At 39.2% G+C, this 18,338-nt stretch carries 16 protein-coding genes and 1 tRNA gene; 11 read left to right on the forward strand and 6 right to left on the reverse strand.

The genetic code is table 11. The annotated features are described in order from the left end of the window. On the reverse strand, window positions 1–369 hold the full coding sequence (locus tag G3R48_RS13345; protein ID WP_212593358.1) for a TraR/DksA C4-type zinc finger protein: 369 nt from the start codon (window positions 367–369) through the stop codon (window positions 1–3). 162 nt (window positions 370–531) lie between these two features. Next, window positions 532–1,473 carry a tRNA dihydrouridine(16) synthase DusC gene (gene dusC / locus G3R48_RS13350; protein WP_212593359.1) on the reverse strand — a complete coding sequence of 314 codons (942 nt, stop codon included), beginning with the start codon at window positions 1,471–1,473 and terminating at the stop codon, window positions 532–534. 330 nt (window positions 1,474–1,803) lie between these two features. Between dusC and G3R48_RS13355 the strand changes: the two genes are divergently transcribed. The 7 genes from G3R48_RS13355 to G3R48_RS13385 all read left to right on the forward strand — a co-directional run bounded on the left by G3R48_RS13355 (window position 1,804) and on the right by G3R48_RS13385 (window position 9,114). Continuing rightward, window positions 1,804–2,199: an HvfA family oxazolone/thioamide-modified RiPP metallophore gene (locus G3R48_RS13355; protein ID WP_153665284.1), complete on the forward strand. Its 396-nt coding sequence runs from the start codon at window positions 1,804–1,806 to the stop codon at window positions 2,197–2,199. A gap of 214 nt (window positions 2,200–2,413) precedes the next feature. Next, window positions 2,414–3,283 (forward strand): HvfB family MNIO-type RiPP peptide maturase, encoded by an 870-nt coding sequence (locus G3R48_RS13360; protein WP_153665282.1) that lies wholly within the window; start codon window positions 2,414–2,416, stop codon window positions 3,281–3,283. A 35-nt stretch (window positions 3,284–3,318) separates the two neighbouring features. After that, window positions 3,319–4,083: an HvfC family RiPP maturation protein gene (locus tag G3R48_RS13365; protein ID WP_153665280.1), complete on the forward strand. Its 765-nt coding sequence runs from the start codon at window positions 3,319–3,321 to the stop codon at window positions 4,081–4,083. A 361-nt stretch (window positions 4,084–4,444) separates the two neighbouring features. Continuing rightward, window positions 4,445–4,813: a YbaN family protein gene (locus tag G3R48_RS13370; protein ID WP_153665278.1), complete on the forward strand. Its 369-nt coding sequence runs from the start codon at window positions 4,445–4,447 to the stop codon at window positions 4,811–4,813. Between the two features lie 135 nt (window positions 4,814–4,948). Then, window positions 4,949–5,497 carry an adenine phosphoribosyltransferase gene (gene apt / locus G3R48_RS13375; protein ID WP_153665277.1) on the forward strand — a complete coding sequence of 183 codons (549 nt, stop codon included), beginning with the start codon at window positions 4,949–4,951 and terminating at the stop codon, window positions 5,495–5,497. 149 nt (window positions 5,498–5,646) lie between these two features. Beyond that, on the forward strand, window positions 5,647–8,625 hold the full coding sequence (dnaX, locus tag G3R48_RS13380; protein ID WP_153665275.1) for a DNA polymerase III subunit gamma/tau: 2,979 nt from the start codon (window positions 5,647–5,649) through the stop codon (window positions 8,623–8,625). A 156-nt stretch (window positions 8,626–8,781) separates the two neighbouring features. Then, on the forward strand, window positions 8,782–9,114 hold the full coding sequence (locus G3R48_RS13385) for a YbaB/EbfC family nucleoid-associated protein (protein WP_153665273.1): 333 nt from the start codon (window positions 8,782–8,784) through the stop codon (window positions 9,112–9,114). A gap of 160 nt (window positions 9,115–9,274) precedes the next feature. Here the strand turns inward: G3R48_RS13385 and G3R48_RS13390 are convergent. Further along, window positions 9,275–9,351: transfer RNA gene (locus G3R48_RS13390), tRNA-Pro, on the reverse strand. A gap of 384 nt (window positions 9,352–9,735) precedes the next feature. Here G3R48_RS13390 and G3R48_RS13395 point away from each other — a divergent pair. Further along, window positions 9,736–11,235, forward strand: coding sequence for an EAL domain-containing protein (locus tag G3R48_RS13395; RefSeq protein WP_153665271.1), 1,500 nt, complete (start codon window positions 9,736–9,738; stop codon window positions 11,233–11,235). Between the two features lie 552 nt (window positions 11,236–11,787). Here the strand turns inward: G3R48_RS13395 and G3R48_RS13400 are convergent. Together G3R48_RS13400 and G3R48_RS13405 are read right to left on the reverse strand one after the other, a co-directional pair. After that, window positions 11,788–13,587: a DUF3413 domain-containing protein gene (locus G3R48_RS13400; RefSeq protein WP_153665269.1), complete on the reverse strand. Its 1,800-nt coding sequence runs from the start codon at window positions 13,585–13,587 to the stop codon at window positions 11,788–11,790. Between the two features lie 38 nt (window positions 13,588–13,625). Then, entirely contained in the window at window positions 13,626–13,841 is a 216-nt protein-coding gene (locus G3R48_RS13405) for a YejL family protein (protein WP_153665267.1), read from the reverse strand. A gap of 165 nt (window positions 13,842–14,006) precedes the next feature. Between G3R48_RS13405 and yejK the strand changes: the two genes are divergently transcribed. Both yejK and corA read left to right on the forward strand, forming a co-directional pair. Next, window positions 14,007–15,035, forward strand: a complete 1,029-nt coding sequence (gene yejK, locus G3R48_RS13410; protein WP_153665265.1) for a nucleoid-associated protein YejK — start codon at window positions 14,007–14,009, stop codon at window positions 15,033–15,035. Between the two features lie 199 nt (window positions 15,036–15,234). Then, window positions 15,235–16,182 (forward strand): magnesium/cobalt transporter CorA, encoded by a 948-nt coding sequence (gene corA, locus G3R48_RS13415; protein ID WP_153665263.1) that lies wholly within the window; start codon window positions 15,235–15,237, stop codon window positions 16,180–16,182. Between the two features lie 104 nt (window positions 16,183–16,286). Here corA and G3R48_RS13420 read toward each other — a convergent pair whose 3' ends face one another. Further along, on the reverse strand, window positions 16,287–17,531 hold the full coding sequence (locus G3R48_RS13420) for a cyclic di-GMP phosphodiesterase (protein WP_153665261.1): 1,245 nt from the start codon (window positions 17,529–17,531) through the stop codon (window positions 16,287–16,289). A 100-nt stretch (window positions 17,532–17,631) separates the two neighbouring features. On the opposite strand from G3R48_RS13420, the gene G3R48_RS13425 reads away from it, so the two are divergent. Next, on the forward strand, window positions 17,632–18,327 hold the full coding sequence (locus G3R48_RS13425; RefSeq protein WP_153665260.1) for a 2OG-Fe(II) oxygenase: 696 nt from the start codon (window positions 17,632–17,634) through the stop codon (window positions 18,325–18,327). Window positions 18,328–18,338: the final 11 nt, after the last annotated feature.

An 18,338-nucleotide genomic window follows, 5' to 3' on the forward strand; every position in this document is an offset into this window, starting at 1 on the left:
TTAATGATTCAGCCGAAGTTCTTGTCGATGCTCTGTTAAATGTTTTCTACTACAGCTTTCACAGCGCTGCTCGATTGGATTGGCAATAAGGCGTTGTGATGAAATAGTTGATTCGCAGTCTGAACAAATACCGTAAAGACCAAGTTCTAACTGACAATAGGCCGCATCAAGTTGCACGAAATTAAGAAACAGTTCACTGTCTAAAAGGTGTGAGTGACTTAATTGTTCAATGAGTGAACTCAGTGGCGATGTGGCATCGATATCTTGCGCTTGGTGTTGCATTAATGGACTAATAAGCGCCTTGTTAAGGGTTGTCCTTAAATCTGCTTCCAGATTTTCTAGGGTTTGTTTAATCGTTATGTCAGACACCGTACAGGCCTTTATAAATGATATGAAAGATCATTTTAAAGACCAATGCTAGTTACGCTTTGATAAAGATCAAACCCATAGCAGTTAATCAACCTTGGCGCTTAAAAGTGTTTCTTGGACAATTTATGAGTAAAAATGAGCCAATTTTTGACTCATTCTCGTTTAGTCTTCTGCTTGCGCTTTGTTAAGCACCTCAACAATGTCTGCAGTTGTTTTAAAAACGCGAAGCTGCCTAAATAAGCTATCCGCTTCGGGATATTGGCGGTTTAAATAGGTAAACCACTGTTTAATGCGCGACGGAAAGTAATCCGCTTTACGGCCATTAAGTTCCCGTTGAGTATATTGCTTGAGTAACACTAATGTTTGTGCCCAAGTGTACGCTGCGCGGTCATTTTTTATGGTGTCGGCGAGATTAGGTAAAGAAATAGCGCCGCGGCCCACCATAATGTCGTTAGTGCCAGTGATTTCAATACAACGCTGCGCATCTGTTTTATTCCATATTTCACCATTAGCAATAACAGGGATAGGTAATGCTTGCTTTATTTCGCTAATGTATTCCCAATAAGCAGGGGGCTTGTAGCCTTCGACTTTTGTGCGTGCATGCACTGCAATTTCTGTCGCGCCTGCTTCATATATTGCTCGGGCATTTTCTAAAAATAAGCTTTTATCTTCAAAACCAAGACGAATTTTAGCGGTAACAGGTTGTTCAGCTGGCACGGCTTGGCGCATCGCTTTAACAATGTCGTGAATAGTATCAGGTGAGCGTAACAGTATGGCACCGCCATTACTTTTGTTGACCATCTTGGCTGGGCAACCAAAATTGGCATCAACACCGTGTGAGCCCAGTGCAACGGCTTTATAAGCATTTTCAGCCATCCACTGCGGGTGTTGTCCAAGTAACTGTACTCTCACTGGCGTTCCTGATGGGGTTTTGCCGCCATGGTGAAGTTCTGGGCACAGTTTGTAATACACTTTATCTGGCAATAATTGATTAACCACACGCACGAATTCGGTGACCACAAGGTCATATGGGTTGATGCTTGAAAGTAGATCCCGCATGTGGTCATCAACCACACCTTCCATCGGCGCTAAAATTACTCGCACAAGTTATCCAATTTCTTAATCAGTATCGAATTTAAGGGGCGCTATTTTAGCGTGTTTTATTGCTTTGACCAGTTATTTCATTCATTTGCAGATACAGCTATGGAGGTGAATGGCCTTTTAGGGAAATAAATCAGATTGATAGCTCAATAAATTCGACTACTATTTATCATATTCACAACCTAGCTAGCAGGATAATCAAATTGATTTAGTGATCAAGGTTATATTTTAAAATTTATGTGCAATAAAATGTAACCTGTTCAGGTCTTTTACAATACGTCGGCACGGTGTCAGTTGGCATCCATTACAATTAATATGAAAGGAAGACAAATTATGAGCTCGATTAAACAAACGACAGTAGCAGTAGCATTAGGTGCAGTTGTAATGAGTGCAGGTTTATCAACACAAGCACAGGCAAATCCCTTTGGTTTTGAACAATTATCATCTGGCTACCAACTTGATGGTGGTGAAGGTAAATGTGGCGAAGGCAAGTGTGGTGGTGACAATAAAGCTAACAAAGCCAAAGAAGGTAAATGCGGCGAAGGCAAGTGCGGCGGCGACATGAAAAAGGCCAAAGAAGGTAAATGCGGCGAAGGTAAGTGTGGCGGCGACATGAAAAAGGCCAAAGAAGGTAAATGCGGCGAAGGCAAGTGTGGTGGCGACATGAAAAAAGCCGAAAAAGCCAAAGAAGGTAAGTGTGGTGAAGGTAAATGCGGTGGTAACAAATAATTTTAAGTTACTGACGTTAATATCGCACGTTGTATATTAACCATAAACAAGGCCTGTTATTCAGGCCTTTTTCATAGCAGCACGTTATGCTCAACTCTTTATAACCTATAACCTATAACCTATAACCTATAACCTATAACCTATAACCTATAACCTATAACCTATAACCTATAACCCATTGTCGCCACGCTTTAAAACAACAAAAAGGTTTCTTATGCAGTCAGGGATTACTTCAACACCAACTCTACCTCAAGTGGGGTTAGGTTTAAGACGAGAAATGTTAGCGGAGTTTTGCCTCAATACGCCTAATGAGATTGAGTTTTTTGAGGTGGCACCAGAAAACTGGATGACATTGGGGGGGAAATATGGGCGTCAATTTGCTAAATTAACAGAGCAGCATCCATTTTTTTGTCATGGTTTATCGTTATCAATAGGTAGTCCAGCAGTCCTAGATGTTAATTTTGTCAAATCAGTTAAATCATTTTTAGATTTACATCAAATTGATATTTATTCAGAACACCTAAGCTACTGCTCTGGTCAAGGTCACATGTACGACTTAATGCCCATCCCGTTTACACAAGAAGCCGTTATGTATGTTGCTAAGCGAATTAAGCAAGTAGAAGATATTCTTGAACGACCATTTATATTAGAAAATGTTTCCTTTTATGCCGCACCGGGTGCGCAAATGAGCGAACAAGAATTTGTGAATGCGGTTTTGTGTGAAGCTGATTGCCAGTTATTGCTTGATATTAACAATATTTATGTCAATTCAATCAACCATCAATATGATCCTTACGCGTTTTTAGCTGCGATGCCGACAGCAAGGATTCAGTATTTACATATAGCTGGGCATTACGAAGAAGCTGTGGATTTACGTATAGATACACACGGCGCAGACGTCATTGAGCCTGTTTGGCAGCTTTTACAAGCCTGTTACCAATTACATGGTGTGCATCCGACATTACTAGAACGTGATTTTAATATTCCAAAAACCGAGGTGTTACTCACTGAGATCAACCGTATTCATCAGTATCAGCGTAGCGCGAAACATGAACAACTAACCTTGCAGTCGGTGTCGAGTTAACGGCCAAAAAAATGAGTAACACTGAAGAGGGCATAATGGATTTTATTAAGCATCAACAGCAATTTATGGCATACATTAAAAACCCACAATCTGCATTACCTTCAGGCATTGAGCCAAGACGAATGCATATTTATCGAGAGTTGTTTTTTAATAATATTGACGGCTTTGTTTCAAGTGCTTTTCCGGTGCTAAAAAGCCTTTATTCAGCAGAAAATTGGCAGCAATTAATCCAACAGTTTTTTGTTACTCATCAATGTAAAACGCCGATATTTATTGAAATAGCCGCTGAATTTTTACAATTTCTGCAAAATGAACATCAAGTGTCAGCAGCTGATCCCGTGTTTTTATTAGAGCTTGCTCATTATGAATGGTTAGAGTTAGTTGTCTCGACGGCGCAACCACTAAAAAGTGAACAGTTATTAACGGCCGATTCAGTGTTAACTGAAAGCCTGACCTTAGCGGCGACGGCAAAAATTGCGCAATATTCATTTGATGTACAGCACATCAGTGTGGATTACCAACCAATTGCGCCGACTTCACAACCACAATTTTTTTGTGTTTATCTCGATAAATCAGAAGAAGTGGCTTTTTTACAATTAAATCCACTCACTGCCCAAGTATTAGCGTTTATTGAATCAAAACAACATCAAGGTGATTTCATCACAGTTGAACAATTATTAGATTGGCTAACAACAACTTATCCCCAAATGTCACCTGAACTGTTACAGCAAGGGTGTGAGAGCTTATTAATTACCCTGGCAAGCCAAGGTATTTTGGTCACATGGCAAGACAAACTTTGAGTCGAGTGATTAATTCACATATAAATTTTATGGTTTTTATTATGTTAATGAATCGTTAGAATGCGATGATTTTGTGATAACTATCACAAAACAGCAGATTGACACAATTGCACACGGTGTTCTTTTGCCTAACATTCATTAATCAAATAGGAACTTTTATGAACAAGCCGTTTAAAGACCCATTTAACTTCATGTATTTTATTGGATTTTTGCTTGTTTTATTAATCCCAACATTACCAGCTAGCTTGTCTTGGTTACGATTGGTCGGGGTCGTATAATTGCGGTATGATGCGTTAAGTCATTAATGTGTCTAAATAATTGAAACCACTCTGCATCCAGAGTGGTTTTTTTATGAGGAAGTATGGTTATCAAGCGTGGTTTCTTTCTTGTTATTGGTTTAGTTAGCCTAAGCTTAGGTGTGATAGGCATTGCATTGCCGTTATTACCTACAGTGCCGTTTATTTTATTAGCGGCGTATTGCTTTGCTCGTTCTAGTACGCGCTTACACCACTGGTTGATGACTCATCCTTGGTTTGCAAAGTCTTTAACAAGTTGGCAGCAGCAACGAGCGTTGCCTAAAGGGGTCAAGCGTAAAGCCACCGTGATGACCACTGTGAGTTTCACCATTAGTATTCTTATTGTTCCGCTAATGTGGGTGAAAATCATGCTTTTTTGTATGCTTTGTGGGCTGCTATTCTATTTAAGGCGCATTCCCGATTTAACAGAATGAGGCATGAGTCATGTCTGAGTGTTGCAACCCATGGCTAAGGCGCATAATATCGCAACATACTTTCAATTAAGTCCACCATCTTGTGGACTTTTTATTGCATTAAAATTGAATTTAACACTCTAGAGTAAGACAACTATGATGAATCAAGAAAGCTTAGCGCAAATTAAAGCCAGTATTAAAACCATTCCTGATTACCCAAAAGCTGGCATTATGTTCCGTGATGTCACCAGTTTATTAGAAGATGCACAAGCATATAAAGCCACTATTGCCATATTAGTTGCTCAATATCAATCGAAAGGCTTTACAAAAGTCGTTGGTACTGAAGCGCGTGGTTTTTTGTTTGGTGCGCCGCTTGCGTTAGAATTAGGGATTGGTTTTGTACCGGTTCGTAAGCCGGGTAAATTACCTCGTGAGACATTGAGCGAGAACTACGAGCTTGAATATGGTAAAGACACTTTAGAAATACACACTGATGCAATTAATGCTGACGACAAAGTGTTAGTGATTGATGACTTGCTTGCTACTGGCGGCACAATTGAAGCAACTGTGAAACTAATCCGCCGTTTAGGTGGTCATGTCGAGGATGCTGCGTTTATTATTTCATTGCCTGAAATCGGTGGTGAGAAACGCTTAAAAGAGATGGGCATTAATGTTTTAAGTTTATGTGAGTATGAAGGCGAATAATCATCAAACATGGTCAATATATATTGATGTTTTGATTGTTGATAAAGCCAGCTACTGAGCGCCAAACCGTAGCATGACGAGTGTTTGCGTGTTATTGTTTGGCGTAATTATTGAGCTTAGTCTCAGTTGATTTTTAGTTGGGGAATTGAATGTCTTATCAAGTGTTAGCGCGTAAATGGCGTCCGGCCACCTTTGAACAAATGGTGGGTCAGTCACATGTACTGCTGGCGCTGACTAATGCCTTAACGCAGCAACGATTACATCATGCTTATCTTTTTACGGGGACTCGTGGGGTCGGCAAAACCAGTCTTGCTCGTTTATTTGCAAAAGGGCTTAACTGTGAGCAAGGGGTTAGTGCGAGTCCATGCGGCAAATGTGCCAGCTGCGTCGAGATTGCCCAAGGTCGTTTTGTTGACTTAATTGAAGTTGATGCTGCGTCGCGCACCAAAGTAGATGATACTCGCGAACTGCTTGATAACGTACAATATCGTCCAACTCGTGGCCGTTATAAAGTTTACCTTATCGATGAAGTGCATATGCTGTCTCGCAGCAGTTTTAATGCATTGCTCAAAACTTTAGAAGAACCGCCTGAGCATGTTAAATTCTTACTTGCCACTACCGATCCGCAAAAACTCCCCGTCACGGTACTTTCCCGCTGTTTGCAGTTTAATTTAAAAAGCCTAACCCAAACTGAAATTAGCCAACAATTGGATTTTGTGCTCAATCAAGAGCAAATTTCATTTGAGACACCGGCATTGAATTTACTTGCAAAAGCAGCAAATGGCAGTATGCGTGATGCGTTAAGCTTAACAGATCAAGCCATTGCTTTTAGCAGCGGCCAAGTTAGCCTTGAACAAGTGCAATCAATGCTTGGTAGCATTGATGAGCAACATGTTATTGCACTGCTAAATGCGTTGTGTGACGCCGAGGTCGGCCCATTATTGCAATGCGTTAATCGAATTTTAGCTTTTGGCGCAGAAGCCGATGAAGTGCTTCGCAGTTTACTGGAGCTGCTTCACCAAATTACCTTAACCCAATTTGCCCCAGCAGCGGCGCAGCAATCGTTATTTGCAGAGCAAATATTGGCATTTGCTAAGCAAGTTTCAGCCGAGCAAATTCAGCTTTATTATCAGCTATTACTTAATGGACGCAAAGACTTACCTCATGCTCCAGACCCAAAATCTGGCTTAGAAATGGCGCTTTTACGTGCGGTTGCTTTTGTCCCTGAAAAAGTCACTCAACGCTGGGTGGTTGATACTGCAGCTAATGTTGATATTAATGCAAAGTACTCTCAACAACAGCCAGAGCAAGCACCACCACCGCAAGAGGTCATTGATACTGGCCCAAAGCCCAGTAAATCGGTTGCTGAAACACGTTCTCAGCCTACACTAAATGAAACTTCTCAGCATTTACTCAGTGTTAGAGCTTCAGCTGTTGATGCGAACAAACAAGCTAAAAAGCCAGAACAGCATGCAGCGCAAGAAACACAAGATGAAAGCTTAGCTGCTGAACAAGCGATGTTGCTCAGTCAAGCTCAGTCGCTTGGGTTTGAAGAGCAAGTAGTCAATCAAGCATTTTCTAAAGATGTGCCGAAAGAAGAAACGTTACCTCAAGTCGATGATCTAATCGCTGATACTGAAAATGCGTCAAAACTTGCTGTCACATCAAGTGTTTCGGTAAATAAACAACCTCACATTGCGGCTGACGCTAATGTGCAAGCGTTAACATTTGGCGTAACTGATAATATAGAAGCGCAATCACAAACATCTGACTTTACGCTGGAAACATCGACTAAGTCTGATGATGTAAACACCCAAACTGTAAATGAAGATGCCTATTATATGGCAATGGCGGATATGGCATCACAATCATCTTTTGATGCAGAAAATTATGTGCCTTATCAAAGGGATGAAGCGATTACTGCACCGTTTGATAACCCGTCAGCGCCAGGGGAAAACTTTGCTGAGCAACCTGCGGCTGAGAATGAAAGCCCTGTTGTTGAAAGTACGCTGGCTCAAAGCTCTCTTGCTCAAAGTAGCAAGGAGCAGATCATCGAAGACAATGGGTCTGATTTATCACAAGCAAACGAACACTTGCAAAATAATCAGCTATCTGAAGATTTTGATGATGACCTAGACGCCGTTTTGGCATGTCGAGATTCGTTAATGGCTGACATTGATGCGTTAAATCTAGAAGACAATGCCGCAAAAGAGGCAGACACTAAAACAGTTGAGTTAAAAAAGCCTGCGATTAAACCTGCTGATGCCAGCAATGATATCAAACCGAATATAAACCCTGATGTTGATGCTTCAATTGTTGATGAACCTCATCAACATCAGAGCAGTTTAACTACCAATAAGGTAATAAACGCTCAACTTGGTGCTAAAAAAGCCCAAAGTGAAATGAGTAATGAGCTAGAGAGCCCGCAAACCCAAACGGGACAAGCGGATGACGATGGCCGCATGGCGACAATGAGCGCAAACGAGGCGCAAGCTGAGCAGTATGTTGATGAAAATGACAGACCGCCTTGGGTAAAACCTATCGCGCCGTTAGCGGATGCTCAACAAGCAATTGAGCATGAGTCAGATATATCCGTATTGAAGCAGACTGATGAGGCTAACCCCGTGTCAGATGTTCAGGCCACGACTGAATCTAGTGTCGATCAACTTCAAGCGTTAGGGCATGAAATCACTGGAGATAGCACTGACTTACAATGGTATCGGGTGATGAGCCAAGTAAAAGTGGGTGGGCGAGTAAGACAGCTTGGGGTCAATTCGGTGTGTGATAGTGTGACATCACCACTTAAACTCACTCTAAAGCCGAATCAGAAACATCTTGCTGCGCCAGTTGCTATTGAGCAGTTACAGGCCGCATTATTTGATTATTTTGAAACCGAAATGCAGGTAGAAATTGAAATCGGTCTAAATAGACAACACGAAACACCACTTGAAATGAGAAAGCGTTTTCATCAAGAGTTAACGTCACAGGCGACTCATTCTTTAATGAGTGATGCCAATGTGCAATGGCTGACAAACAGATTGAGTGCAGAATTAAACCAAGACAGTGTGGTTTACCCCGCTGAAAAGTTGGCTCAAGTGGCTAATTTAATACCGGTATTAGATAACTAACGAATAAGTATCAAAAGGGGAATGGTGAACGTGAGTAAGCATCGGGTTGAACCTTTATCTCAAAATGCTAATACTAACGTTGCCATTCGATTTTTTTTCAGTAAGATGACTGCCATAAACAGCTTGCTGACAACTTAAGATTAAAGAGATTATATTATGTTTGGTGGAAAAGGCGGCATGGGCAACTTGATGAAGCAAGCCCAAATGATGCAAGACAAAATGGCTAAGATGCAAGAAGAAATCGCGCGTACCGAAATGACTGGTGAAGCGGGTGCAGGTCTTGTAAAAGTTACAATGACAGGTGCGCACTCTGTTCGTAAAGTTGAGATTGATCCTAGCTTGATGGAAGACGACAAAGAAATGCTAGAAGATTTAATTGCAGCAGCATGTAATGATGCGGCACGCAGAATTGAAGAAAATCAAAAAGCGAAAATGGCTGAAGTTACCGGTGGTATGCAATTACCGCCAGGAATGAAAATGCCATTTTAGGCTAAATTGTTCAGCGGATTAAAACAGTCATTAATGCTGTTTTCTGTTACGAACACAACATTTAAGCCTAAGCTTTTGCTTAGGCTTTTTTGTTAATATGATATGTAATATTCTTTTTTATAGAATAAAGGCTAGCTCGTATGAGCTAGCCTTTAGAATTTGGTCGGTATGAGAGGATTTGAACCTCCGACCCCTGACACCCCATGACAGTGCGCTACCGGGCTGCGCTACATACCGTTGATAACATGAGTCAGTGAACTCAATTTTTACGCGCAAGCTACCTTAACAAAGGCTTATTTTAAGGTAAAGGGTTAACGTGTAAATTAACAAGTAAGTGTTCGAATTATATACATTACTTGATATTTTATGCTTAATAATGACCGCAAAAATTACGTTTTTTAGCTTTGGTAGAAGCGGGGGAATGACTTTTTTATACCATGTTGTCGATTGTTATTTGTTGTTGTAAATGGTGAATGTTTACATCAATGTTCTTTTAATTGAATGTACTTCTAAGTGATTTGCTGATAATTATCAATAGTTCATTACTTTTATTACAATAACCTATATTTATTGCTGGAAAGGTGGTTATATGGAATCAATAGTTTAAGTGGTAGGTAGTAAATGAATAAGGTTAAGTACAGTCTCATTTTCATAACAGTATGTTTGTTGTGTACTGGGCTAGTCGACTTTATTGATCGCCAACTTGCCAGTTATATGATCACAAAAGATGCTAATTTACTGACTGAAAAATTTTCTCATTTAATCACTCAAACGAGCGAAGATATTACGACTTTGCCTGAGTTAAATGATGTTGAGGATTGCAATGAAGCCTTAACGGAACAATTAAAAATGTCAGTGTTTAACGGTACTTTTATTCGTTGGATTGGCGTTGCTAAAAACATGAAAGTGTATTGTGAATCAAATCACTTTCCAAGAGAGATACACAAGCTGCTCAATCATAAGATAAATGATCAACTTAGTTTGTCACTTATCAACCCCAATGACGACAGTCATGAATTGTTATTGATCCGTCACTTCGACAATATTGATTATGCCGTTAGTATTATGCCGATGCTGCCAGTGTATTTTCTTCCAGAAGGATGTAAAGACTGCCTCGAGTATTCTATTACTTTTAATTCAAACCCCGTGTTAAAGTTTGGCTTTGATAACTTTGAAAATGATCCGGTAATAACTAAAAATATTAAATATAAAAATCAGTATTTTAGTGCCAATTTTAGTTTGTCAGGCAATCAAGAATTTTTCAATCAGTATCGCACTATTTCTATTGGGTTAGCGTTAGCTATCGGCTTAATTTTAGCGACCGTAATTACCTACTTATCGATATTATGGCATCGTTTTTCCATGTCATATGGCCAACAAATTCAGCGAGCAATTAACCATAAAGAGTTCATACCTTATTATCAGCCGATTATTGACTCTACGACAGACAAGCTCGTTGGTTGTGAGGTATTAATGCGCTGGAAGCGTCATCATGGTGAATTGGTACCGCCGGCTGAATATATACCATTAGTTGAGTCTACCGGACAAATTATTGAGATGACCTTTGACATGGTCGATAAAATGGTGGCAGATATTAATCATGAAAAACAACTCAAAGTGCCTATTTTCTTTAGCATTAATATCGTTCCAGCTCATCTGCTAGATGATCAATTGTTGTTATTTTGCCAAGACTTAATCACCAATCATCGTTTAGGCCACCATCGACTTTCCTTAGAAATCACTGAGCGATTCCCAATTGCAGATTTAGACGTCGCCAGAGCCATGTTATTACGCTTTTTTGAGTTAGGTATAGATTTAAAACTCGATGATGCGGGAACCGGTTATGGCAGCTTTAGTTATATTGAGAAACTAGGTGTTAGTACCATTAAGATTGATAAAATGTTTGTCGATACTATTGGAGTTAATAACAACTTTAAAGCTAAAACCATTGAAGCCATTATTGCATTTTCACAAGAAAGTGGTTTACGTATGATTGCTGAGGGCGTTGAAACTCAAGCCCAAGTAGATTATTTAGCAGCAAAAAAGGTTAACTATATTCAAGGTTTCTTCTATTCAAAACCACTACCAGCAGAAGAATTTTTTGACCAATATGGTAATTGATAAGGGGTTATCGTTAATAGATAAACATCTTATGAAACGGTGAGTTGATATGAATAAGATATGTTAACTCACCGCAAAGAACAGCCTATAGTTAATAAACTTCAATAAAGATGAGTTCGATTATTGGGGCAGTCGTCCACCTTTATGGATAACGCCTGCATACAATATTATAAACAGTTTATATTCCCCCAAAATTTTGCGACAGCTGTAAAGCTGTGTGGCGATTTAACTGTTTATGCTAGCTGTATTCGCCTTTCTTTCTAGCCATGCTTTTGTGTCGTGCATTTGTATAACATGCTCATTTATCTCTAAGTGATACTATCAATATTGTACGTGTAGCATATGCAATTTTTTAATTGCAATGTGTCATTAAGCTTGAACGTGAATTTGAAATTTTCCGGATGCTGGCATTAAGTAACTGTTTAAAAACTAAAATTAGCTTGAGGTGAAAAAAAGGGTTAATGAGACAATGTCATTAACCCTTTTATATTTACTTGATGAATAGCTTCTTATGACTAATCATTTAGTGAATCTAATTAGTGAATGAAACCGCTAATTGTTATATAAGCGGCGTCCTTCACGCATCACTTGAATCAGTTCTGGTGCACTAATTTTCTTTTTCAATTTGGTATCAAAGGCTAAATTATAAATTTGATAATTGCCATGGCGGTCTAGAACCGTAGCCTCAGATGCTTGATAGATAGCAAATACCCGGCTATTGCCAATATAGACCCATTGTTCGTCATTTGGTTGAAATAGGGTTCTACCACTACTGTAGTCCGTTAACGGGTTGCTGCAGTTAAACGTGTGGCTTAATAGCGTAGGAACGACACCATAGTGGCTGGTGCGATAAGTTATTTTCTTCTTCGCAAGTCCATCTTCATGAATAATCAACGGCACTTTTACATTCGCAGGAGAGAAATCTCGGCGGACAACATAGGTATCACTTGAAAATACTTGGCCATGAGTACCGGTGATCACCACCGTTGTTTGTGTCGATACTTGGCTCAATAACTGTTTGAGCTGTTGATCAATAAAATACAAAGATTGACGATATTGATTAAATAGCACTTTTTGAGCAGGCTTTAGACGAACTGGCGGTTGAACTGTTTCAATACCTAAAAAGCCTACAGGGGTATCAAAGTCTCGTGGCGCTGAAAAATTAACCAATGCAAACCAGGGCTGAGTTTGTTGCTTATGCCATTGGCTAAAGCTTTTATTAATCAGAATATCGGTTTCAGCACTGCCGTTTTGGGTAGAAAGGGCTGAAACTGAAAAACCATTCAACATGCCAGATCCTAAGAGCAGCTGTTGATTTTCACTGGAAGTGAACATATGGTTTTGGTAGTTTTTTTCTCGTAATAATGAGGTCAAAACTGGTTCTGTATGGTTAAAGTCCGCTCGGTCGATATAGCTTGATTGCAAGCCATATAATAATGAAAACAAGCTTGTTTGATATTGAGTTCCGCCGGTATAGTGGTCAGTAAAGTGGGTATTATTATTTTGGTACTGACTTAAGAAGGGCATAGTTTTTGGCGTGACCATATCAGCTCGTAGGCTGTCGATAACGACCATTAATACATTATTTGGTTGAGTATCAACGTCACACTGCAACGGTTTTATTGGATAGGCTAGTTGGCTGTTTGTATGTGAACGTGTGACACCTACAGTGTCTTCTTCATTACTGTTTATGCCATGATTGGCCATAAATGATTTAGCCGTAGCGGGATATGACACTGGATAGACATCGTCAAAACGAATAATGTCATTTACATTGGCTGCATCGGCCCAAATGTGTAATAAGTGGCTGCTAAAGAAGCAAATACCGACAAAAACAACAACTTTATTACCCCATTGTTTTTTCTGCAGTTTTTCTATTCGTTTCCATAAAAAGTTAGCCGCGGTGAGTTCTAACACTAAAATAGCAATAGGGACTGAAATATAGGAGGTACTATGCAATAGCGTGCCTAAATCTTGCCAGGCTAAATCAAATGCAAAAGGGCTTAAATGAATGCCGTAATCATCATAAATTAAGGTGTCGAACAATAATGCATATAAACCAATTGATGCGACAACCGCAGTGTATCCACGCAATATTTTAGAATAAGGCAGTAGCAAGGTTATTGGGAAAATAAATACCAAATATACGATAAATGCTAAAAAGGTAAAGTGCCCAATGGTACTGATGCTGATATAAACCCATTCAATAATAGAATCAGGCCCGCCAACACTGCGAATATATCGAACACCAATCAACATGGCCAAAAAACCATTAAAGAAGGCAAACCAATGCCCCCAATTAACTAAGCGAGAAATTTTATCTCGACTCATTTGTTTCTTGCGTTCGGCCATGCTTAAACCAGTTCCTGTTTAATCTAAATTTAAAATGTTTATTTACGTACAGATTGTTCTAGTGCTTTAGCAAATTGGCTTGCTACTACGTCACGAGATTCTGCAGGGACTTTATTTTCAAGTAAGTGAGTTACACAGTTACCCAATGCCATTAAGCTTAGATCGGTTGGAGCTTTATGTTTAGCCAATACGGCTAATAACTCAGCAATTAAAGCTTCTACTTGAGTATTGGTGTATTTAGATTGGATTGCCATAATCAGAAAAGTTCAAAAAAGAATGAATTAGTCGCATATAATAACGGATTTCAGCATTTATCGCCTTACTTTTATTGTATAAACAAACCGGTATTCAATTAAAGCCAGTGTCTGATATTATGTGCCATTCAACATGACAGTTTAATGCTAGGAATCCACTTCGTTATGACTATTACTACTGAACACGCCATTATCCATGAAATCGCCCAAGATGGTCAGGGACAAATGCGTTGCCGATTACGACCGCAACCGTTACTGAACCGTCAAGCGGTAGATACCATGCTTGATGAGCTGCATCAAAGTTATAGCAGTAAAGCGGGTAAAGGTTTTGGATTCTTTGGTACCCATACTGAAGACGGTGAAGCAAATGAGGCATTTTCTCAAGCATTAACTCAATATCGCAATGGTGACCTAGGGTTTGTTGAATTCAGCAGTAATGCCAGTCAATTATTGCAAGAAGAATTGTCAAAATACGATTTTAGTCAAGGTGGCTTTTTATTGCTGTCTTGTTATACCCATATGGCAAGTGACTATTTATTTGTGGCGTTATTAAGTGCCAAGTCTTCAATGACCGTATTGGATGATATGGAGCTAAGTCAAAATAATCACCTTGATTTAAATAATATCCAACTGGCTGCACGGATTGATTTAACTGAGTGGCAAGCAGATAAAGAGTCTCGAAAATACATTTCATTTATTCGTGGGCGTGCTGGACGTAAAGTTGCCGATTTCTTTCTTGATTTTATGGGCTGCGTTGAAGGGATAAATACTAAGGCACAAAATAAGTCTTTAATGCATGCGGTGGAAGACTTTGTTAGTAGCAGTGAATTAACCAAAGATGAACGCCAAGAATGTCGCAATCGTGTGTTTGATTATTGCACTGAGCGTGCGAATGAAGGCACTGATATTGAAGTTAAAGATTTGGCCGATGAACTTGCCGATCAAGGTGCTGAATCTTTTTATGATTTCGCAGCCAATGGCCGTTATGAACTTGATGATGAATTTCCTGCTGATAAAGCCAGTTTACGCCAGTTGAAAAAGTTCTCGGGTACTGGTGGTGGTGTCACGTTAAGTTTTGATGGTGGACATTTAGGTGAGCGGGTTATATACGACCCTGTTTCAGATACTATTTTAATTAAAGGTGTGCCAGCCAACCTTAAAGATCAGCTAGACAGAAGAATGAAAGGTGAATAATTCATCTATTTTAAATAAAAGCGCCTAATTCGGCGCTTTTTTTCTAAGTTAACTACTGTTTATGAGCATTTCATCAATAAAAATTAGTTTGTTTGATTGTTATTACATTTATCTATTTTATTTCTAATTTTTTTTAGTACACTATCGGCAAAATTTAGCAAGATTTAATGTTGGCTACATCACGCTGTTTGGGGGAGACATGATCACTGCATATGTTTATCAAAATAAAAATCTCGCTGTTCATGAATTAACCACCAATGACAGTTTACCCGATAATACTATCTGGCTCGATATGTTGAAGTCCGACGATGATGAGCGTTTGTGGTTGAGTCGCTTCTCTGCTGAAGACGTTCCAGATGAAGAGGATATTAACGAAATTGAAGCATCTGCGCGTTTTTTCCAAAGCAAAGATGGTTTGCACATTAATTCTTTATTTCCGCAGCGATTTGGTTCTGATGTAAGAGGTATTAACGTTTCGTTTAACTTGCGTACGGACTTTTTATTAACCATTCGCGAGGACGATGTCGGTTTAATACGTTTATTACGTAACTATTTGCGTTTAGGTCGATTAGATATTACGACGCCACAGGGATTGTTATTGGAGCTGTTTAATTTAAAAGTCGATTACTTATCGGATTTAATTGAAGATGTGTATTCTGTCCTTGATAGTGTCGGCGAAGAAGTGTTTAAAAATGATGAGCTAGATGATGTCTTTAAACTAATCACATTACAAGAAGACGCTAACGGTAAAATTAGGTTAAGTTTACTCGATACCCAACGTTCACTTCGCTATATGCAGCGCTATTATCGTGAACAATTATCAGAAGAAAACGTGAAAGATTTACGAGAAATGTTGTCTGACATTGAATCCTTAGTGCCTCATAGCCAGTTTATTTTCGACAAATTGAATTTCTTGTTAGATTCAGCCATTGGTTTTAGTGGTTTGCAGCAAAATCGAATTATTAAAATATTCTCAGTTGCGGCAGTGGTATTTCTACCACCAACGGTAATAGCCAGTAGCTACGGGATGAACTTTGCCAATATGCCAGAGCTTGATTGGCAATTTGGCTATCCAATGGCGATAGGCATGATGATAGCCAGTGCTGCAGGGACTTACTTTTTCTTTAAACGAAAAGGCTGGTTGTAAACAAGGTCAGTAAGTTTCTCTCAAGGTGACATAAAAAAGCCAATGCAATAGCATTGGCTTTTTTGTGCATATCTAAATGAGAGTAGGGTGATAAGTCGTCGGCGTTAGGTACTAAAGGCGTAGCTTACTTGTTCGCGCGGATTTAAGTATTTTGTGATATTTTCAGGTAACGCTGATGGTGGTAAGCTGCGAACAACATTCAGACCTTCAGTTTCTAAATCAATAATTGGCGCTTGCTCTTTAGGTACGCACGGATCATAAGCAATCACATTGGGTAATAAGATTTTGTCTAAATTGACGGTAATGACTAACGCAAATTGGCCGTTAGAGAGTTCGACCACGCAACCTGGCGGGTAAATCCCAAGTTTTTTAATGAACTTACCGACATATTCTTTGTTTAGTTTGGTTTGGTAATTTTTATAGAGCAGTCCTAAGGCGGTGCTTGGTGGTTTTGGGCGTTGCTGTGCGTTGCCATTACATAAGCCGTCGAACTCATTAACGATGGCAATTAACTGTGATAATTCATCGAGCTGATCTTCTTTTAATCCTTTCGGGTAACCACTGCCATCGAGGAATTCATGATGATTAGCGATTAAGGCTTTCGCTTGCGTAGGGAATGTATCTGCAAGCTTAAGATCGTTAATACTCATGAGTGGGTGTTGTTTGATGATATTTTTTTCAGGGGCAGTTAATGGTGTTGATTTTTTTAAAATATGGGATGGAATTTTGAATTTTCCGATATCATGAAATAACGCACCCAAACCAATATTTTGGATTTTTTCACGACTCCAACCTAATTCCTTACCCATTAGCATACATAACATAGAAACGTTAATAGAATGATGATAAATGGCGTCACCTGGTTTAGCATCAGCCATTAAATGTAACGCAAGGTCATCAGCGTTCATTAATAGGTCCGTTAAATTGTTAATCAACTCTTGTGCTTCATTGACTGCATTTAAAGGGCGATTTGCAATTTTTGATACCATAGAACGCATCATAGATAATGAGCGGTCAAATTGTTTTTCAGATTGTTTTAAACGGCGTTTTAGTTGTTGTTGTTTATTAATACGTTCCGTTTTTTCTTTTTCCATTTGGTTTTTAAGTTTATCTAAATCTTTTGCGGCAATTTTCTCATCTAAGTTGACGGTAAATTCAGGTTGGTTGTCACTTTTTTCACTGATGTGTAAAACCTCTTTTATCCCTAAGGTTTTAATGAGTTCAATTTGGGCTAAGTCTTTTATTTTAAAACTGTTAAATAGGAATGGGTGATCTTTCCAGGAAACCGGAAGACGAATAAACATACCCACTTGGAGTAACCCGACCGCTGTTTTTTCTTTTTTACTCATTTGTACTAACGAACTTGTCGCCTTATATCTCTATGCTTGCTTTACAGCAGGTTAACAATTATGGCAGCATAATTACATGTTGATGGTGAGAAATAGTGACATGGATTTCATAGAAGTTTACCCCAATGCATTAAGTGATTCATTTTGTGATCGATTAATCGATACAGTCGAATCACACCCTTATGTTTCACAAGGAAAAACCGGACATGGTGTCGATATCAATAAAAAGAATAGTCGTGATATTACTCTCGATAATCATGTCGATTTAACTGACCTTAAAAATCATATTTTACAACAAACTTTTTCTTTTGCTGTTAAATATTTCAAAAAGTATCCCTTAGCACTCATGGGCGCCGTGTCGGTGAATGTTAATGATGAGCAAGGTAATGGCTGTACGTTAACCCCGAATAACTTTTCACGACTCGGTTTACCCAGAATTGATGCCATTGTTAAGTATTTATTTCGCAGCGGCGCAATTAACATTCAGCACTATCAACAAGGCGTCGGCGGTTATCCCCATTGGCATTCGGAGCAATTTCCCCAGTTACAACACAATGAAGCACTTCATCGAGTTGCATTGTTTATGTTTTATTTAAATGATGTTGCTGAGGGGGGCGAAACGGAGTTTTATTATCAAAATAAAAAGGTTGCTCCTAAAAAAGGCACCATGGTGATCGCGCCTGCAGGATTTACTCATAGTCATCGTGGTAATACACCAATTAGTGGTGACAAATATATTGTCACGTCTTGGTTGATGTTCAATCGAGCAGAAAAGTTATATGCGCCATTAGCGTAAATTTCGTGACA

Source organism: Shewanella intestini (assembly GCF_018221465.1).
Taxonomy (GTDB): domain Bacteria; phylum Pseudomonadota; class Gammaproteobacteria; order Enterobacterales; family Shewanellaceae; genus Shewanella; species Shewanella intestini.